The organism is Mycobacterium sp. 3519A, assembly GCF_900240945.1.
Taxonomy (GTDB): Bacteria; Actinomycetota; Actinomycetes; order Mycobacteriales; family Mycobacteriaceae; genus Mycobacterium.
Genome location: NZ_OESG01000013.1, coordinates 358224 through 372786 on the forward strand (window position 1 = coordinate 358224; position 14563 = coordinate 372786).

Here is a 14563-nt window from a genome sequence, read left to right on the forward strand (position 1 = left end):
GCGTCGGGCCCAACTTGCACCCTCATAGGGTTACCGCTGGGGAACCTCCACGTCAGACATCAGCACCCGGACGCCGCCGGTGGCGAGCCGTCCCAACGCTTCGAAGAACGCGCCAGCTTCCGGGGTGCCGACGGCGGCGACCGCGGCGTCGTAGTCGGGGTAGTACAGGTCGATCATGCGATACGCCGGCGTCGGGCTACCGTCCTCCTTGGGCCACACCTTCGACGCCTCGAAGCGGATATGCCCAGGGATGCGCTGGGCGGCCTCCAACTGCTCCGAACCGTAGGCGGCTTCGAACGCCTCGGGGTCGGTCGGGTTGTCGTAAATGACGGTGATCTTCGTTTCAGACATGGCGTACCTCCGCTCACGCACCAATACCCCCGGGCGAACTCGACAGTAACGTCTCGAAATAGACCCTGCACGAATCGAGTTCGTACAGTGGACCGAGCTCCCGCCGAAAAGAGGCATCCACCATGACCGCAGCCTTGCCTGAGACCTCGCTGGAACTGCGCTCGACGGTGACCTCGAAGGGCACAGTGGAACTCTCGCTGGTGGAGGTTCCTGTCCCCGTACCGGCCGCGAACGAGGTGCTGGTTCGCGTGGAGGCGTCCCCGGTCAACCCGTCGGACCTCGGCCTTCTCACCGCAGGAGCGGACATGTCGGCCGCCACGGTGACGGGAACAGCGGACCGTCCCATCGTCACCGCACCCTTGGGTGAGGGCGCTGTGGCGGGGCTGACGGCGCGATTCGACCAACCGCTGCCAGTCGGCAACGAAGGCGCGGGGACCGTCGTGGCGGCGGGCGAATCGCCGGCGGCGCAGGCGCTGCTCGGGAAGACAGTGGGAATCGCAGGCGGCGCCATGTACTCGCAGTACCGGGCGGTGGACGCCGGGGCTTGTCTGGTCCTGCCGCCGGGAGCGACGGCCAAGAATGGCGCATCGTCGTTCGTCAACCCGTTGACGGCGCTCGGAATGCTGGAAACCATGCGCCGCGAAGGACATTCGGCGTTGGTGCATACCGCGGCGGCGTCGAACCTGGGCCAAATGCTCGTCAAGCTGTGTCTCGCCGACGGCGTGCCGCTGGTCAACATCGTCCGCAAGCCCGAACAGGAAGAGCTGCTGCGTTCGCTGGGCGCTGTCCACGTCTGCAACACCGCCTCACCGACATTCGAGGCAGACCTGGTGGACGCGCTCAAGGCGACGTCGGCGACCCTGGCGTTCGACGCGACAGGCGGCGGAACCCTGGTGAGCCAGATACTCAACGCGATGGAGGAGGCGGCCAGTGCTGACGCGGCCGCCTACTCCCGGTACGGCTCGACGGTGCACAAGCAGGCGTACATCTACGGCGGACTCGACACCGGACCGACGATTCTGACCAGAAACTTCGGCATGTCGTGGGGGCTGGGCGGGTGGCTGCTCACCTACTTCCTCATGAACGCCGGCGCCGAGACTGTCGGTCGGTTGCGCGCCCGGGTCGCCGCCGAGTTGACGACGACATTCGCGAGTACATACAACCGCGAGGTCTCTCTCGCAGGCATGCTGCGGCCGGATGCGTTCAATGCCTACGTCAAGCGCGCGACGGGGGAGAAGTTCCTCGTCACCCCGCAGGCGCTGCCGTAGATCGGTGGCCCCGCGGTGAAGGCGATGAGCGGCGAGGGCGTCCCCGCCACACGTTCGTTCACGGTGACCGGCACCGATGGCCTCGTGCGGTGCGGCTGGGTCACCGAGGTCGGCGACGATCTGACCGACTACCACGACCGGGAATGGGGCACGCCCGTCCACGACGAAGCGGCGTTGTTTCGGACGTTGGTGCTGACGTATTTCGAGAACGGGCTGTCCTGGGCGCTGGTCGTCCGCAAGCGCGAAGCGTTGCGTCGCGCGTTCGCCGACTTCGCCCCGGCCGCCGTGGCGGCGATGACGGATCGCGACGTCGACGTGTTGATGCGCGACGAGGGGATCATCCGCCATCGCGGAAAAATCGAGGCGACCGTGCACAATGCGCGTCTGCTGAGCAGCTTCTCGCTCGCTGACGTCGCTTGGCGCTACCGGCCGAGTCGACGGTATCCGCTTCGGCGGTGGAGCGATGGCAGGTCGCAGACCGAGGAGTCCGAACAACTCGCAACTGACTTGCGGCGCAGAGGTTTCCGGTTCGTCGGGCCTCGGGTGGCCCATTCGTTCATGCAGGCGGCAGGCATCGACAACGGCCACTTCGACGGCTGCTTCCGCGCCGTTGTTACGCCCTGACGGCTGACGGGTGCACTTCGACGGGGTAGCCGCGCCGCAACGCCTCCACCGACAACGTCGGCGTCACGACTTCCGCCGTATCGCTGCCCGCGTCGTCGGTCGCGACCGCATCGACATAGCCCGGTGGCGTCCATCGGTGAAGAAACCCGTGCCAGACCAGTCGAAAGTCGTTGTCGCCGAACGTAACAAAGACGCCGTCAGGCAGATCAGCGATCACGGCCGAAGTCCTTGGCGCCCGCCGCGACCGGTTGAGCCGTCGGTCGAGATCCCTTGGGCCATCCAGCGGTTGCTCCCCGCCCGCGTCTACTGCCGCCATGTAGCTCCGGTACTGCGGGCGCCGACATTCCCCGCACGGGCGATGTCCGGCCGCGAGCGCGACGGCCTCGTCGAGAAAGAACAACTCGGTGTACGTGCCCGGGGTCATCACCGTGCGGCGGCGGCCTTTGAACTCGAGGAGGCAGATCAGCCACATCGCGTTGCGCGACGTCCGAACGATCTGCTTGTTCTCGTCGTGCAGGATGCCCCGATTGCCCATGACCGTGCCGCGCGCTGGGGTCGCGATGATCTCGCCGGCCGGAGTCACCCGGTTCTGCAGAGGCACACAGTCACGGTAATCCCCAAGCCCGACACCTAAGCCTTCTGCAGGCCGCCTGGTGTGTTCTTGACCGCGTCGCCGATGGCCAACGCCTCCCACATGGTGCGGTCGACACGCACCTTGACGGTCTGCCCGCCGTCGACCTGCACGAGTACGCGCCGGTAAAGATTCGCTCCGTCGAGCAGCGCCCGGTATTTCTTGACCACCGTGCCCTCCCACTCAGCCGAGGACATCACCGCGCGACCCGGTAGCGGAGGTGAGCCACCCCGGGCGCCTCCAACACGCGCACCAATTCCATCTTCGGTACGCCGGGCTGGAAGCCGTCGAACAAGCGCTCACCCGACCCCAGAATCACCGCCGACACCTGCAGGTCGATCTCGTCGACCAAGCCTGCCTGGATCGCCTGACGGGCGCACGACGCGCCGCCGGCGATCGAGATGTCCTTCCCGCCGGCCGCCGCCTGAGCCTGTGCATAGGCGGATTCGATGCCATCAGTGACGAAGTGGAACGTCGTGCCGCCCTTCATCTCGATCGGATCGTGCGCGTAGTGGGTGAGCACGAAGACGGGGCAGTGATACGGCGGCGTGTCGCCCCACCACCCTCGCCAGTCGGAGTCGCCCCAGTCGCCCCGGATAGGGCCATACATGTTGCGCCCCATGATGGTTGCGCCCATGCCGTCCAACATGTCGGACACCACCTGCTGATTGACCGGGTGGTCCTTGTTGGGGCCGAGGTGCCAGCCGTGCACCGCGAGTCCGCCCACGCCGAGGGGATTCTGCTCGCTCTGGTTGGGACCCGCGACGTAGCCGTCCGCGGAGATCGACATCGAGAGGTTGGTTCGCGCCATGTTGATAAGACTGCTCCACTGCCCGAAAGTCATCGCGTCGGTGTCACCGCCCGCACGTAGCGTCCGTGACATGAACGACCGACGACGAGCACGCAGGGCTAAACAGGCCCGACGCAACGGGCGGCGCGCGAAGAAACGCACCACTGAGTCTTCTGCCGACTGGACACTGAGAGACGCAATACGCAGCGTCCTGGGCGGGCATCCCCTCGGCCTGCTCAGCATGGCCTGCGTGATGGTCGATGCGGCGATACCGGAACGAGTCCTCGAGATGTTCGACGGTGTGCGGACGCGGGAAATGACGGCGCTGCTGGCAGTGACCGCCGAACTCCTCGTCGACGAACCCGCGACGCAGCTCGAATGCCGACGCGAGGTGGCTGAACGAAACGAGCACCTGCCTCGATGGATCGCCGCGCTACCGCGGGCCGACGCCTACCGCGCGGTGCGCATCACCGATGCCTACCGCGACTTCGACCAACTCGTGATCGGCATGCGAATCGGCCAGCACGAGTTGACCGTCGTCGTGACGCTTGATCACCTGTTGTGGTCAAGGATCACCGATACCGAGGCAGTGCACGAACCGATCGGCGAAGTTCTTGCCCACGTCATCGAATCCCGCACGGACATCGATGTTTTCGAAATGACGCTGGCCGACGCGCGCGCGTGGATAGCGGATGTGCTCGACAAGTCGACCTTCGCGCCGAAGTCCGAAACATGGCCGCTCTACAAACCACTCGTTCGGTGGGCGTTGGACCGGCTACCCGACGGTGGCGAACATCGGCCGCCCGTCACGGACTGGGAGTCGAACGAAGAGCTGTGCGACAAGTTCTTCGCCACCAGTTCCGCAGCGCCATTCACCGAGTCCGAACATCGTGAACTGCTGCACGAATTTTTCGAGACCGGTTCAGTTGACCCCCTGCGGTGGAGCCCGGCGCGTGTCCATCAGGCGATTGGCGACACCCCGTACAGAGAGCACAGCATGCCGTTGGAGGTCGCGCTCGACGCGCCGGACCTGTTACGCGCCTACATCCCATACGCACACGCGCAATGCGGCATTCGAGACGAACTGACGTCACGGACCCTCGCGAGGGTCGACGCTTTGCGGTTGCGCTACAAGCGGTTGCTCTTACGGGAGTACGAGGACGAGTATCTCGACGACGCGGTCTGACGAATCAGTGGGATTTTCTTGGCTCGCGCCGTTCTTCCCGTATTTCCGGGGCGGCAAGGCGTAGCCTCCCGGTACCGGGTCGTGCGGACCACTTGGGGGGTGTCCGCGCGGGTGTCGACGCCGACAAGGACTCCCCGCCTGAGTGGTCATGGGGGATGACATGCCACGACAGATCCAGACCCTGCGGCCACACTTCGAGGACGTGCAGGCCCACTACGACCTGTCCGACCAGTTCTTCGAGCTGTTCCTGGACCCGACGCGAACGTATAGCTGCGCTTACTTCGAGCGCGACGACATGACTCTTGAAGAGGCCCAGATCGCCAAGATCGACCTGGCGCTGGGCAAGCTCGGGTTGCAGCCGGGCATGACGCTGCTCGAAGTCGGCTGCGGTTGGGGAGCGGCCATGCTGCGGGCGGTGGAGAAGTACGACGTCAACGTCGTCGGCCTGACGCTGAGCAAGAACCAGGCTGCCTACGTCGAGCAACTGCTCGCCGCATCCCACAGCCCGCGCGCCAAGCGCGTGCTGCTCGACGGGTGGGAGCAGTTTGAGGAGCCCGTGGACCGGATCGTGGCGATCGGCCCGCTCGAGCATTTCGGCTACGAGCGCTACACCGCCTTCTTCGACAGGACCTATGACCTGCTGCCCGACGACGGCACGATGCTGCTTCACACGATTACGCAAATAAGCACCGAGGAGAACGCGGTGCGCAAACTGCCGGTGACGATGCGGCATCTCCGCTTCTTCAAATTCATCAGAGACGAGATCTTCCCCGGCGGGCGCCTGCCGACAGTGCCGATGATCGAAGAGCACGCCAACAAGGCCGGCTACACGGTCAGCCGAATTCAACGGATAGGGCCGCATTACGCCAGGACGCTCGACATGTGGGCAGCGGCGCTGGCCGCGCGCAGAGACGAGGCCATCGCGATTCAGTCCGAAGAGGTCTTCGACCGGTACATGAAGTATTTGACCGGTTGCGCTGAATTGTTCCGCGACGGCTACACCGATCTGTGCCAGTTCACACTGGACAAGCGATAGGTTCGCGCACCGCGGCACTACCACGCCGCTACGACAGTAAGGCGCTGCGCCACCGGGTTATCCCCAGGCCCGAATTCATCCACAGATCCGGCCGGTTCGGGCTTTTGGTCGCGTGCGGTGTCATTGCTCGTGGTGATGATGGGGTTATGTTTCCGATTCCGTCTGCTGCTTCGTTTGACGGTCCTGCGGTGTCTCGCAGTGACCGTCTGGAGGTGCTGTTCGAGGAGTTGGCCGAATTGGCGGGGCAGCGCAACGCCATTGATGGGCGCATTGTGGAGATCGCCGCGCAGATCGAGCGGGACAACCTGTGGGGGGCGACGGGGGCGCGGTCGGTGGCAGCGTTGATGGCCTGGCGACTCGGATTGTCGTCGACGACTGCGCACACGATCACCACGATCGCCGACCGCAGTGAGGAGTTTCCCCAATGCACGGCGGCGATGCGTGAGGGCCGGTTGTCGTTGGATCAGGTCGGGGTGATCGCCGCCCGCGCCGGCGAGGGATCCGATGCCCATTACGCGGAGTTGGCGGCGGTGGCCACGGTGAGTCAGTTGCGCACGGCGGTGAAGTTGGAGCCGCGCCCGGATCCGGATCCCACGCCGGCGCCCGCGGCGTCGTTCAGCAAAACCGCGGACGAGACGTGCACGAAGTATCGGATCACCCTGCCCACCGATCAGGCCGCCACCTTTGATGCCGCGCTGGCCTCACACCGGGATGCGTTGGTCAACGAGTACAAACACGACCACAGCGACAGCACCCAGGAAGCGCGCCCGCCGCTGCCGACCAATGCGCAGGCCTTCATGAGCCTGGTGGAGGCCGGCTGGGATGCCGATGTGGCGGCCCGCCCGCACGGGCAGCGCACCACGGTGGTGGTGCATGTGGATGTCGAGCAGCGCATCGCCAACCTGCACCTGGGTCCGCTGCTCTCGGATGCCGACCGCCAATATTTGACCTGTGATGCCACCTGTGAGGCGTGGTTCGAACGCGGCGGACGGCTCGTCGGCACCGGACGCACCACCCGCACCATCAACCGGCGACTACGGCGGGCGTTGGAACACCGCCACCCCACCTGCGCGGTCCCCGGCTGCGGGGCCACCCGGGGTTTGCATGCCCATCACATCATCCATTGGGAGGATGGCGGGTTGACCGAGTTGGACAACCTGGTGCTCGTTTGCCCGTACCACCACCGGATGCATCACAAGGGCGAGATCACCATCACCGGGCCCGCCGAGCGGCTCGTCGTCACCGACAGTGACGGCACCCCACTGACCTCACGGTCGCTGGCCCGCCCACCCAACGGCCCACCACCCGACGTCGCCCCCTGGACCGGGCCGCTCGGCGAACGCGCCGACTGGTGGTGGTACAACCCCTACGAACCACAACCACCACCCAGCGACAACTAACTCAAAGTCGCTCACAGCCGGGCACTTTCGAAATGCAGGGATGGCTCACGCCATCGAGAACAGCTCCTGCATCACGACGACACTCGCGACGCGCTGCAGATTGCCTTCCACCACGATGCGCTTGTCGGCCGGCACGTCGAGCAGCCCATCGAGCGCCGTCGAGACCTTTGCCATGTCGTAGATCGGCTGGTCTTTCGCCGCCTGCGACGCGAAGGTATCGCGATAGAACTCCAGCATCGGGTCGTTCGGGTTCCGCGTCGGGGGAGTGGTGAACGGATGCTTCTGCCGGTCGTACACCTCGGGGATCAACACGTCCTTGGTCGCTTCGCGCAGAACATGCTTCTCGCGAATGCCTTTGACCTTCATGCGCACTGGCACGCGCGCCGCGGCTTCGGCGACCCGGTGATCCAGGAACGGCACCCGCCCCTCGATGGAATGCGCCATCTCCATCCGATCCGCCAGATAGTTCAGGATGAAATTCGGCAGCACGGTCCTGGCATTGACATAGAGCATCTGATTCAGCCGGTCGCGGCCCTCGACCCGTTGCGCCAGCGGCAGCCGATCCAGCGCGGCCACCAGCGGCTGAAACTCCCGGACCGAGGCCGGTAAGTCGTCGCGGAGCAACGGCACCACGTGATTGGCTTGGCCCGCAGCCATATTCAGCGTCGCCGGCAGCCAACCGAGCCTGCGCTCCACCGCCTGCAATTCCGGGCTGTCGATCTGCTCCGGCATCAGCATTGCGCGCGTCGCCGCATTCGCGCCGAACATCTCATCAAGCAGCGCTGTCTTCTGATCAGGAGTCAGCGTCGGATCGTTGTTCAGCGCGTCGATCCGGAAATACGGGTAACCGCCCAGCATTTCGTCGGCGCCTTCACCGGTGAACACCACCTTGATGCCCGCGCGGCTCACCGCGCGGCTGAGCAGATACTTGGCGACCCCGTGGCCGTTGAACATCTGCGTCTCGGAATGCCAGACCGCATCGGCGAACGACTCGGCGATCTCGCGCCCGGTGATCGGAATCGGGTGATACGTCGCGCCCACATGCTTGGCCTGAGCCTCAGCGACGCTCGCCTCGTCATAGAGCGCGTTGTCGAAGGTGAGGGTGAACGCGCGGATAGGCCGGTCCATCTCCTGCTGCGCCAGGCCCAGCACCGCACACGAGTCGATGCCGCCACTCAGATACGACGCCACCTCGACGTCGGCCACCAATCGTTCCCGCACCGCGTCGGCCAACGCCGCGCGGAAATCCGCGACGACCTCCGCCTCGCTTCGGGTGTCCGCTTGCATCTGCTCAGCCGTCGGGATCTCCCAATCCCAATACGGATAAATGCGCACAACCCCGTCGCGGGCGATCGCGTAGCACCCCGGCGGCACCGTGCTGATCCCGGCGAACTCGGTCTTCTCGTGCGATCGGCCCATCCCGCCGGTGGCGCCCTCGAGGTCCCATGCGGCCGGCACGCCCAGCGCCAACAGCGCCTTGATCTCGGAGGCGAAGAACACCTCGCCGTTGACCACCGCGTAGTAGAGCGGCTTGACCCCGAAGCGGTCGCGGATGGCGTACATCGCGCGCTGCCGTTCGTCGGCGATGACCACCGCGAACTCACCGCGTAACAGCGTCGCGGCCTGGATGCCGCGCTCCCGGTACAGGTGCAGCGCGACTTCGCTGTCGCTGTCGGTGGAGAACTGATAGCCCGCGGCGCGTAGACGTTCGCGCAGCTCGCGGTATCCGTAGAACTCGCCGTTGACCACCAGATGCACCGCGCCGTCCGGGCTGGTCATGGGCTGGCTGCCGTTCCGCAGACCGATGATCGACAACCGCGTGTGTCCGAGCGTCCACTGCCCGTCGCGGGAGGTCCACAGGCCGGCGCCATCCGGTCCCCGGTGCTCCATACGTTTGAGCGCCTGATCGCATCGGTCGCTCGAAACGCCATGACGCGTCATTGCAGCGAAGATCCCGCACATCCTTGTGCCCTCCAGTGTGTCGGCGGTAGTCACGCGCCACCGGGCGGGCAGCGCTGCCTAATGGACCCTAACGACTGGGTATAGTTTTCTAATCCCAGGAGAGACCAAAATTTTCGGTCGTCCTGTCGACGCAGCCGTCTTACGCTCGACGTACCGGAGGTGCGATATGGCGACGACGAGCCCCGAACCGCAAGAGTCGATTGCCGAACGCGTCGCGGGCGGAATGCTGCCGCGCGTGCTGAACACCTTCGACATGGTCGCGATCTTCGTCTCGATCGTTCTGTTCATCACCAACGCCGCGGTCATCCAGAGCGCGGGCCCGGCCGCCTTCGGCTGGTGGATCATCGGGTTCGTTGCCTTCCTCATTCCCGGTGCCATCGTCACCGGCCAACTCGGCCGGATGTTTCCCGGCGAAGGCTCGATCTACCTGTGGACGCAGAAGGCCTTCGGACCGTTCTGGGGATTCTTCGCCGGCTTCTGCGCGTGGTGGCCCGGTGTGCTGGTGATGGTCGCGACCGGCACCGTCGTCTTGAGCTATCTCGGCTACGTCTTCCCGACGACCATCGGCGCCGCCAGCGTGCAACTGCAAGGCGTGATCATCATCGCCTTCATCGTGCTCTCGGCAGTGCTTGCCACCCAACGCTTTCGGCTCACGCAGAACGTCGTCAATGTCGTCTGCGTCCTCTATGCCGTGGCGATCGCCCTGGTGGTGATCGCCGGCGTCGTGCACCTTGCCGGTGGCGTCGCGCCCGAGACCAACCCGACCGACTGGTCGGCGTGGGCCCCGTCGTCGGAAACCGGTATCAATCTTGCCAATTGGAGCTTCTTCGGTGTCGTTGTGCTCGCGCTGCTCGGCGTCGAGGTGCCGCTCAACATGGGCGTCGAGATCAAAGAGGAGCGCTCTATCACCCGTTACCTGGTGTGGGGATCGCTCGCAGTGATGGCCGCCTATGTGCTCGCCACGTGGGCGGTGATGGTGACCGTGCCCGCCGCCGACGGTGAGTCCGCTCAGGTGACCGCACTGGCGACCGCTGTCGGCACCGCGCTGGCCGGGTGGGTCGGCAAGATCGTCGCGATCCTGTTCGCTGCCTTCTTCCTCTTCATCACCGTGGTCTACAACTTCTCTTTCGCACGACTGGTTTTCGTCTCGGGGCTCGACCAGAAGCTGCCATCGGCGATGGCGAAGGTGAACAAGCACAAGGTGCCGAGCAACGCGGTGTGGGCGCAGACCGTGATCGCGTCGGTGTTCGCGTTGGTGGCCTTCGTGGTGCTGCCGTCGATCGGCTTCGGCGGCGGCAAGCCGATCGACATCCAGACCAAGGTCTACGACGTGCTGCAGGCCGCCGTCACGGTCATCTGGTGTATCTCCATGGTGGTGTTGTTCGTCGACGTGGTGATCATCATCAGGCGCTTCCTGCCGCGGTACGAGAAGACCAAGCTGGCTCGTCCCGCGGTCTTCTACACCTGCGCGGTGATCGGCGGGCTGTCGGCGTTGGTGGCGGTGGTCGCCACACTGAGCGGATCGTGGACCCCGTTGATTGCCAACGACTCTGGGAGCGTGTCGATCGGCGGCGCACATATCGCGTACGGCGTCTGGTTCTACCTCGTCGCGGGCATCGCCGCGCTCTCACTGCTGGTGGCGGTCGGTATCTACTTTGTGGGTAGAGCGACTAGTCGAGCATCGCTACACCATCACGCCATGCATTGACGATGTCCTCGACGCGCTCCTGCACCTGTGCGCGCGCCGATTCGCGGTCGACGCCGAACATCAGCAACTCGTCGTAGTCAGTGTCGACATGGCGCACCGAGGCGACGACGGCAAGACGCACCGCTTCACTGTCCAATGCTCGGCCGGCCGCACTTCGTCCCACCCGGCCGCTGCCGCGTGCCGCGGTGTGCAACGCGATCGCCTCGGCCCGATCGGCGGGGCAACCCGGGAACTGCTCACGGATAGCGGCGGCGAACTTTTCCTGGAACAGCACGTCCTGAGTCGCTCTGCGGCGGGCGCGTGCATCGGCGTCGTTGAGACATTCCTGCGCGGCTTGTTCGATTGCCGCCGGCTCCACCAAAATTCCTTGCCGCTCAGCGCGATGACGTCGACCATTCCAACGCATCACGACAGCGGACATCCCGCTGGCCTTGGTGGCGCGCCGGGTGAGCGTCGCATCACCGGACGGCAAGAACTCGAGATGCCCGAGCCCCGCACAGTCCAGGCAGAGCGCGCCCGCCTCGCCCGCGCGCAGCAAGTCGCCGATGCCGCCGCACGACGTGCACGTCGCCGCCGTGTCCGCCAACATCACGGTCATCTTTCCGGGGCGGCGTGGTGGAACCGGTGCTTTTGGTGCAGGAGCGCCGGCTGAGGCCCAATAGGTGCGGTAGGCGCGTTCGACGTCCGAGTCGCCGTCGGACGTGAAATGCAGATGCTGATAGTCGGCCTCGGACGCCGTGAGCCCGCGGCCTTGGGCCCAATGTCGCAGCGCGGCAAGGGCTGGTGGGACTTTGGCGGGTTCGACGCCGAGGCAGCGATCGAGCGCAGGGGCGCGACCCTTCATCCAGCGTTCGACGCTCGGCTCAGCGAGCCAGCCCAGACCGATGAGCACGTCGATGGCGCGGACGTATCGCTGGTCGGCCAACAACGCCTCAGCGATGCGCGCTACTCGGGTTTGCAGTGTTGCCATGCCGGGGCCGACATTACTGCTCGTCGACGGTGGGGCCCGACAGTTATCCACAGTCGACCCCGTTCGTGCGTCGTCCTGTCGGACACCGGGGTGACACTCGACCCACGACGCTCGAAATGGGGGAACATGGGCAACAGGGCAAACTTCGTCGTCGTGAGGCTCGCCCGCGGCCGAAACCACATGTGCCACTTGATTTCCGTGGTCGACGCGGAAGGGCAGCTCCGGTTCTGGCCGCTGTGGTGGCACCTCAGTAAGGCCTGGCATGGGCCGCGTTGTTGGACAGGCTACCCGGCCCTGGCATCCGCCGGATCAAACTCGGCGCAATCCCAGAAGGCGGTGCGCATATCGACGTGCGCCGAAAAACGTTGGGGGCGTGGCAAACCGCCGACACGATGGGGTTCTTTCACGCGCTACCCGAGCTCTGGCGCGGCTGGCAGATCGAGGCCTGGGAGGACCGCTACGAGCAGCACGTCAACAGCTGCGCGGGGGCGCTACGCGTTCCCGAACTGGATGTCGTGGCCGGCATCGACACCGCGGAGTCGCGGATCCGTGGACGGGTGTTCGAGAGCTTCGAAGACAGCCCGGCCGGGGCCATCGCCAAGCTCGGGGGGATGTTGGCTCCCCTGGCGCCTGGGTTTGTGGTCAGCCCGGACGCCCTCGGTGACTGCGGTGTCCGCCCCACGGATGCTGCGTGGTCCCGGTTCGTCAGCGCCTGCGAGCGGGCGCGCTCCACCCATGCGAAATCGGCGTGACCTGGGCGATCGTTGGTGCCATTCTGTGGGTAGGAAGGTACCAATGGCGCTCAATATCAACGACGAAGCGGTCCACGCGGCAGTGAAGCGAATTGCCGCGATCACCGGAGAGTCGCAAGCTCAAGTAGTGGCCACAGCGGTGCGTGAGCGGCTGGCCAAGTTGGAGAAGGACGCGCTTGCGGCCCGGCTCCTGGACATCGGCCGCAAGACCGCCAGCCGGATGAGCGGCGATGCACTCGACCATGGCGCACTGCTCTACGACGACCGAGGGGTGCCATCGTGATCGTTGTTTTTGGGTATACCGGCATCGCGTCGGCGTTGGCGCGGTAGGTCAGGCTGCGGTCCGTTCGCGGATCTCCACGGCCGTCTCGAGCATCTGCTGGGTGCTGGTGAACCAGTCTTGCAGATTCAGGTCGATGATGAGCTCGTCTGCGCCGGCGTCGGCGGCGGTGTGGATGTCGTCGATGATTTGGTCCAGAGTGCCGACGAACGCGGTGCGGTCCAGCCCTGCCGGGCGCTCGGTGAAGGTGACGTTCCCGACGATGATCATCTCCATGGTGCTTGGGTCACGTCCGTGCTCGCTCGCCAATTCCCTGATGCGGCTCCAGCTTTCGCGTAGTTCTGCGGCGCCGGCCGGTCCGGGTGTCAACATCACCGGTAACCAGCCGTCTGCACGTTTGGCGATGCGCTGCATGACTTTAGAACCGACGCCGCCCAGCATCACCGGTACTTTCGTAACCGGCTTCGGCAGGACTGAGGCGTTGTCGATGACGACACGGGGACTGCGGAACGTCACTGGGTCCGGTCCCCACACCGCACCGAAGACGTCGATTGTCTCGTCGAGGAGGCGGCCGCGATCGGCTCGGGTGGCGCCCGCCGCCCGGAATTCGTCGGTGGACCATCCGGTGCCGAGTCCGGCGATCACGCGGCCGCCGCTGATCTGATCGACCGTCGCCAACGCCTTCGCCAACTGGATGGGTGTGTGCAGTGCCGCAACCAGAAGCGAAACACCGAGGCGCACCTTTTCGGTCGCCACCGCCGCTGCGGTGAGAACGGCCAGCGGGTCGACGGTCTGCCGCTGGCTCTCCGGCCACGCCAGGTCGGTCCCACCGTAGCCCTCGGCGGGATGCTTCGGGAACAGCAGCCGTTCGAATGTCCACAAGCTGGTGTAGCCCGCCGCTTCGGCCGTCTTAGCGGCTTCGACGAGGTCGTGTTGGAGGTCGACCCCGAGTCGCTGGGGCAGGCGCAGTCCGAGTTTCATGTCCACGCATCGAGTGTTCAACCTTCACATTGATGTGAAGGTCATATGTAACCTTGAGCACATGAGGATCGGCGAACTTGCGGAGCGCACCGGCGTCTCGCGCCGGCTGCTGCGCTACTACGAGGAGCAGGGGCTGCTCACGCCCAGCCGCGGTGACAACGGGTACCGGGAGTACAGCGAGCCGACGGTCGATGTGGTGCTGCAGATCAAGGGACTGCTCGATGCCGGGCTGCCGACCCGCATCATTCAGGAACTGCTGCCGTGCCTGGATCAGCCGCAGACCATCTACGTTCCGGACGTGACTCCCGACATGATCACCACGCTGCGACGCGAACAGGCCCGGCTGACCGAACGCATCGAGTTCCTGACCCGCAACCGGGACGCCGTCGCCGACTACCTGGACAAGGTCCTCAAAGTCAAGGCGGCCAACGCATCTCGCGCGGGTTGAAGGCCGGCCCGCTCAGGGCTCCCTACTCGTCGCGGTCAGGCTCGGTCAGTTCCGGCGCGTTCTCCCGGGTCGCCATCCCGCCCTCGCGGCCGTGATCGGCCGGGCCCGGCGGCGGGTCGACCTTCGCCGAGTCGTCGTTTTGCCTATCAGTTTCCTTGGTCATGACCGACCGAATA

The 14563-nt window shown here is 65.5% G+C and carries 17 protein-coding genes; 9 read left to right on the plus strand and 8 right to left on the minus strand.

The window, feature by feature from the left end; translation table 11 throughout:
- Nucleotides 1–30 precede the first annotated feature (30 nt).
- On the minus strand, nucleotides 31–351 hold the full coding sequence (locus C1A30_RS09635) for an EthD family reductase (RefSeq protein ID WP_101948037.1): 321 nt from the start codon (nucleotides 349–351) through the stop codon (nucleotides 31–33).
- 122 nt (nucleotides 352–473) lie between these two features.
- Between C1A30_RS09635 and C1A30_RS09640 the strand changes: the two genes are divergently transcribed.
- A complete protein-coding gene (locus C1A30_RS09640) occupies nucleotides 474–1619 on the plus strand; it encodes a zinc-binding dehydrogenase (protein WP_101948038.1) in 1146 nt (381 codons plus the stop codon).
- A gap of 24 nt (nucleotides 1620–1643) precedes the next feature.
- On the plus strand, nucleotides 1644–2243 hold the full coding sequence (locus C1A30_RS09645; RefSeq protein ID WP_200828226.1) for a DNA-3-methyladenine glycosylase I: 600 nt from the start codon (nucleotides 1644–1646) through the stop codon (nucleotides 2241–2243).
- Here the strand turns inward: C1A30_RS09645 and C1A30_RS09650 are convergent.
- The 3 genes from C1A30_RS09650 to C1A30_RS09660 are packed head-to-tail and all read right to left on the minus strand — an operon-like array spanning nucleotide 2233 to nucleotide 3685.
- On the minus strand, nucleotides 2233–2844 hold the full coding sequence (locus tag C1A30_RS09650) for a hypothetical protein (protein ID WP_101948039.1): 612 nt from the start codon (nucleotides 2842–2844) through the stop codon (nucleotides 2233–2235). The two genes, C1A30_RS09645 and C1A30_RS09650, sit on opposite strands and share 11 nt — an antisense overlap.
- A gap of 29 nt (nucleotides 2845–2873) precedes the next feature.
- Complete coding sequence (locus C1A30_RS09655; protein ID WP_101948040.1) at nucleotides 2874–3071, minus strand: hypothetical protein; 198 nt, start codon at nucleotides 3069–3071, stop codon at nucleotides 2874–2876.
- Nucleotides 3071–3685, minus strand: a complete 615-nt coding sequence (locus C1A30_RS09660; protein ID WP_101950093.1) for a dihydrofolate reductase family protein — start codon at nucleotides 3683–3685, stop codon at nucleotides 3071–3073. Before C1A30_RS09660 ends, C1A30_RS09655 begins: the two co-directional genes overlap by 1 nt.
- 70 nt (nucleotides 3686–3755) lie before the next feature.
- Between C1A30_RS09660 and C1A30_RS09665 the strand changes: the two genes are divergently transcribed.
- The 3 genes from C1A30_RS09665 to C1A30_RS09675 all read left to right on the plus strand — a co-directional run bounded on the left by C1A30_RS09665 (nucleotide 3756) and on the right by C1A30_RS09675 (nucleotide 7286).
- The gene (locus tag C1A30_RS09665; protein ID WP_101948041.1) at nucleotides 3756–4850 is read left to right on the plus strand and encodes a hypothetical protein; all 1095 of its coding nucleotides are present in this window, start codon (nucleotides 3756–3758) and stop codon (nucleotides 4848–4850) included.
- A 160-nt stretch (nucleotides 4851–5010) separates the two neighbouring features.
- On the plus strand, nucleotides 5011–5886 hold the full coding sequence (locus tag C1A30_RS09670; protein WP_101950094.1) for a cyclopropane mycolic acid synthase family methyltransferase: 876 nt from the start codon (nucleotides 5011–5013) through the stop codon (nucleotides 5884–5886).
- Nucleotides 5887–6032: 146 nt separating this feature from the next.
- Entirely contained in the window at nucleotides 6033–7286 is a 1254-nt protein-coding gene (locus C1A30_RS09675) for an HNH endonuclease signature motif containing protein (RefSeq protein ID WP_101948042.1), read from the plus strand.
- A gap of 45 nt (nucleotides 7287–7331) precedes the next feature.
- On the opposite strand, the gene asnB is transcribed toward C1A30_RS09675, so the two are convergent.
- Nucleotides 7332–9248, minus strand: coding sequence for an asparagine synthase (glutamine-hydrolyzing) (gene asnB, locus C1A30_RS09680; RefSeq protein ID WP_101948043.1), 1917 nt, complete (start codon nucleotides 9246–9248; stop codon nucleotides 7332–7334).
- Between the two features lie 166 nt (nucleotides 9249–9414).
- On the opposite strand from asnB, the gene C1A30_RS09685 reads away from it, so the two are divergent.
- A complete protein-coding gene (locus tag C1A30_RS09685; protein ID WP_101948044.1) occupies nucleotides 9415–10956 on the plus strand; it encodes an APC family permease in 1542 nt (513 codons plus the stop codon).
- Here the strand turns inward: C1A30_RS09685 and C1A30_RS09690 are convergent.
- On the minus strand, nucleotides 10919–11926 hold the full coding sequence (locus tag C1A30_RS09690; protein WP_101948045.1) for a DUF2293 domain-containing protein: 1008 nt from the start codon (nucleotides 11924–11926) through the stop codon (nucleotides 10919–10921). The genes C1A30_RS09685 and C1A30_RS09690 overlap by 38 nt on opposite strands.
- 275 nt (nucleotides 11927–12201) lie before the next feature.
- On the opposite strand from C1A30_RS09690, the gene C1A30_RS09695 reads away from it, so the two are divergent.
- Both C1A30_RS09695 and C1A30_RS09700 read left to right on the plus strand, forming a co-directional pair.
- Nucleotides 12202–12678, plus strand: a complete 477-nt coding sequence (locus C1A30_RS09695) for a hypothetical protein (RefSeq protein WP_200828227.1) — start codon at nucleotides 12202–12204, stop codon at nucleotides 12676–12678.
- A 43-nt stretch (nucleotides 12679–12721) separates the two neighbouring features.
- On the plus strand, nucleotides 12722–12961 hold the full coding sequence (locus C1A30_RS09700; protein WP_101948046.1) for a type II toxin-antitoxin system VapB family antitoxin: 240 nt from the start codon (nucleotides 12722–12724) through the stop codon (nucleotides 12959–12961).
- Between the two features lie 48 nt (nucleotides 12962–13009).
- On the opposite strand, the gene C1A30_RS09705 is transcribed toward C1A30_RS09700, so the two are convergent.
- Nucleotides 13010–13939: a TIGR03619 family F420-dependent LLM class oxidoreductase gene (locus tag C1A30_RS09705; RefSeq protein ID WP_101950096.1), complete on the minus strand. Its 930-nt coding sequence runs from the start codon at nucleotides 13937–13939 to the stop codon at nucleotides 13010–13012.
- Between the two features lie 61 nt (nucleotides 13940–14000).
- Between C1A30_RS09705 and C1A30_RS09710 the strand changes: the two genes are divergently transcribed.
- Complete coding sequence (locus C1A30_RS09710) at nucleotides 14001–14387, plus strand: MerR family transcriptional regulator (protein WP_101948047.1); 387 nt, start codon at nucleotides 14001–14003, stop codon at nucleotides 14385–14387.
- Nucleotides 14388–14409: 22 nt separating this feature from the next.
- Here C1A30_RS09710 and C1A30_RS35780 read toward each other — a convergent pair whose 3' ends face one another.
- Complete coding sequence (locus C1A30_RS35780; protein ID WP_200828228.1) at nucleotides 14410–14550, minus strand: hypothetical protein; 141 nt, start codon at nucleotides 14548–14550, stop codon at nucleotides 14410–14412.
- Nucleotides 14551–14563: the final 13 nt, after the last annotated feature.

Bases quoted from the DNA above. Each gene is read 5' to 3' on its own strand.
- C1A30_RS09700 (WP_101948046.1), top strand. From the start codon at position 12,722: ATGGCGCTCAATATCAACGACGAAGCGGTCCACGCGGCAGTGAAGCGA.
- C1A30_RS09655 (WP_101948040.1), bottom strand. From the start codon at position 3,071: ATGTCCTCGGCTGAGTGGGAGGGCACGGTGGTCAAGAAATACCGGGCG.
- C1A30_RS09645 (WP_200828226.1), top strand. From the start codon at position 1,644: ATGAGCGGCGAGGGCGTCCCCGCCACACGTTCGTTCACGGTGACCGGC.
- C1A30_RS09710 (WP_101948047.1), top strand. From the start codon at position 14,001: ATGAGGATCGGCGAACTTGCGGAGCGCACCGGCGTCTCGCGCCGGCTG.
- C1A30_RS09675 (WP_101948042.1), top strand. From the start codon at position 6,033: ATGTTTCCGATTCCGTCTGCTGCTTCGTTTGACGGTCCTGCGGTGTCT.
- C1A30_RS09665 (WP_101948041.1), top strand. From the start codon at position 3,756: ATGAACGACCGACGACGAGCACGCAGGGCTAAACAGGCCCGACGCAAC.
- C1A30_RS35780 (WP_200828228.1), bottom strand. From the start codon at position 14,550: ATGACCAAGGAAACTGATAGGCAAAACGACGACTCGGCGAAGGTCGAC.
- C1A30_RS09685 (WP_101948044.1), top strand. From the start codon at position 9,415: ATGGCGACGACGAGCCCCGAACCGCAAGAGTCGATTGCCGAACGCGTC.
- asnB (WP_101948043.1), bottom strand. From the start codon at position 9,248: ATGTGCGGGATCTTCGCTGCAATGACGCGTCATGGCGTTTCGAGCGAC.
- C1A30_RS09635 (WP_101948037.1), bottom strand. From the start codon at position 351: ATGTCTGAAACGAAGATCACCGTCATTTACGACAACCCGACCGACCCC.
- C1A30_RS09660 (WP_101950093.1), bottom strand. From the start codon at position 3,685: ATGGCGCGAACCAACCTCTCGATGTCGATCTCCGCGGACGGCTACGTC.
- C1A30_RS09690 (WP_101948045.1), bottom strand. From the start codon at position 11,926: ATGGCAACACTGCAAACCCGAGTAGCGCGCATCGCTGAGGCGTTGTTG.
- C1A30_RS09705 (WP_101950096.1), bottom strand. From the start codon at position 13,939: ATGAAACTCGGACTGCGCCTGCCCCAGCGACTCGGGGTCGACCTCCAA.
- C1A30_RS09640 (WP_101948038.1), top strand. From the start codon at position 474: ATGACCGCAGCCTTGCCTGAGACCTCGCTGGAACTGCGCTCGACGGTG.
- C1A30_RS09670 (WP_101950094.1), top strand. From the start codon at position 5,011: ATGCCACGACAGATCCAGACCCTGCGGCCACACTTCGAGGACGTGCAG.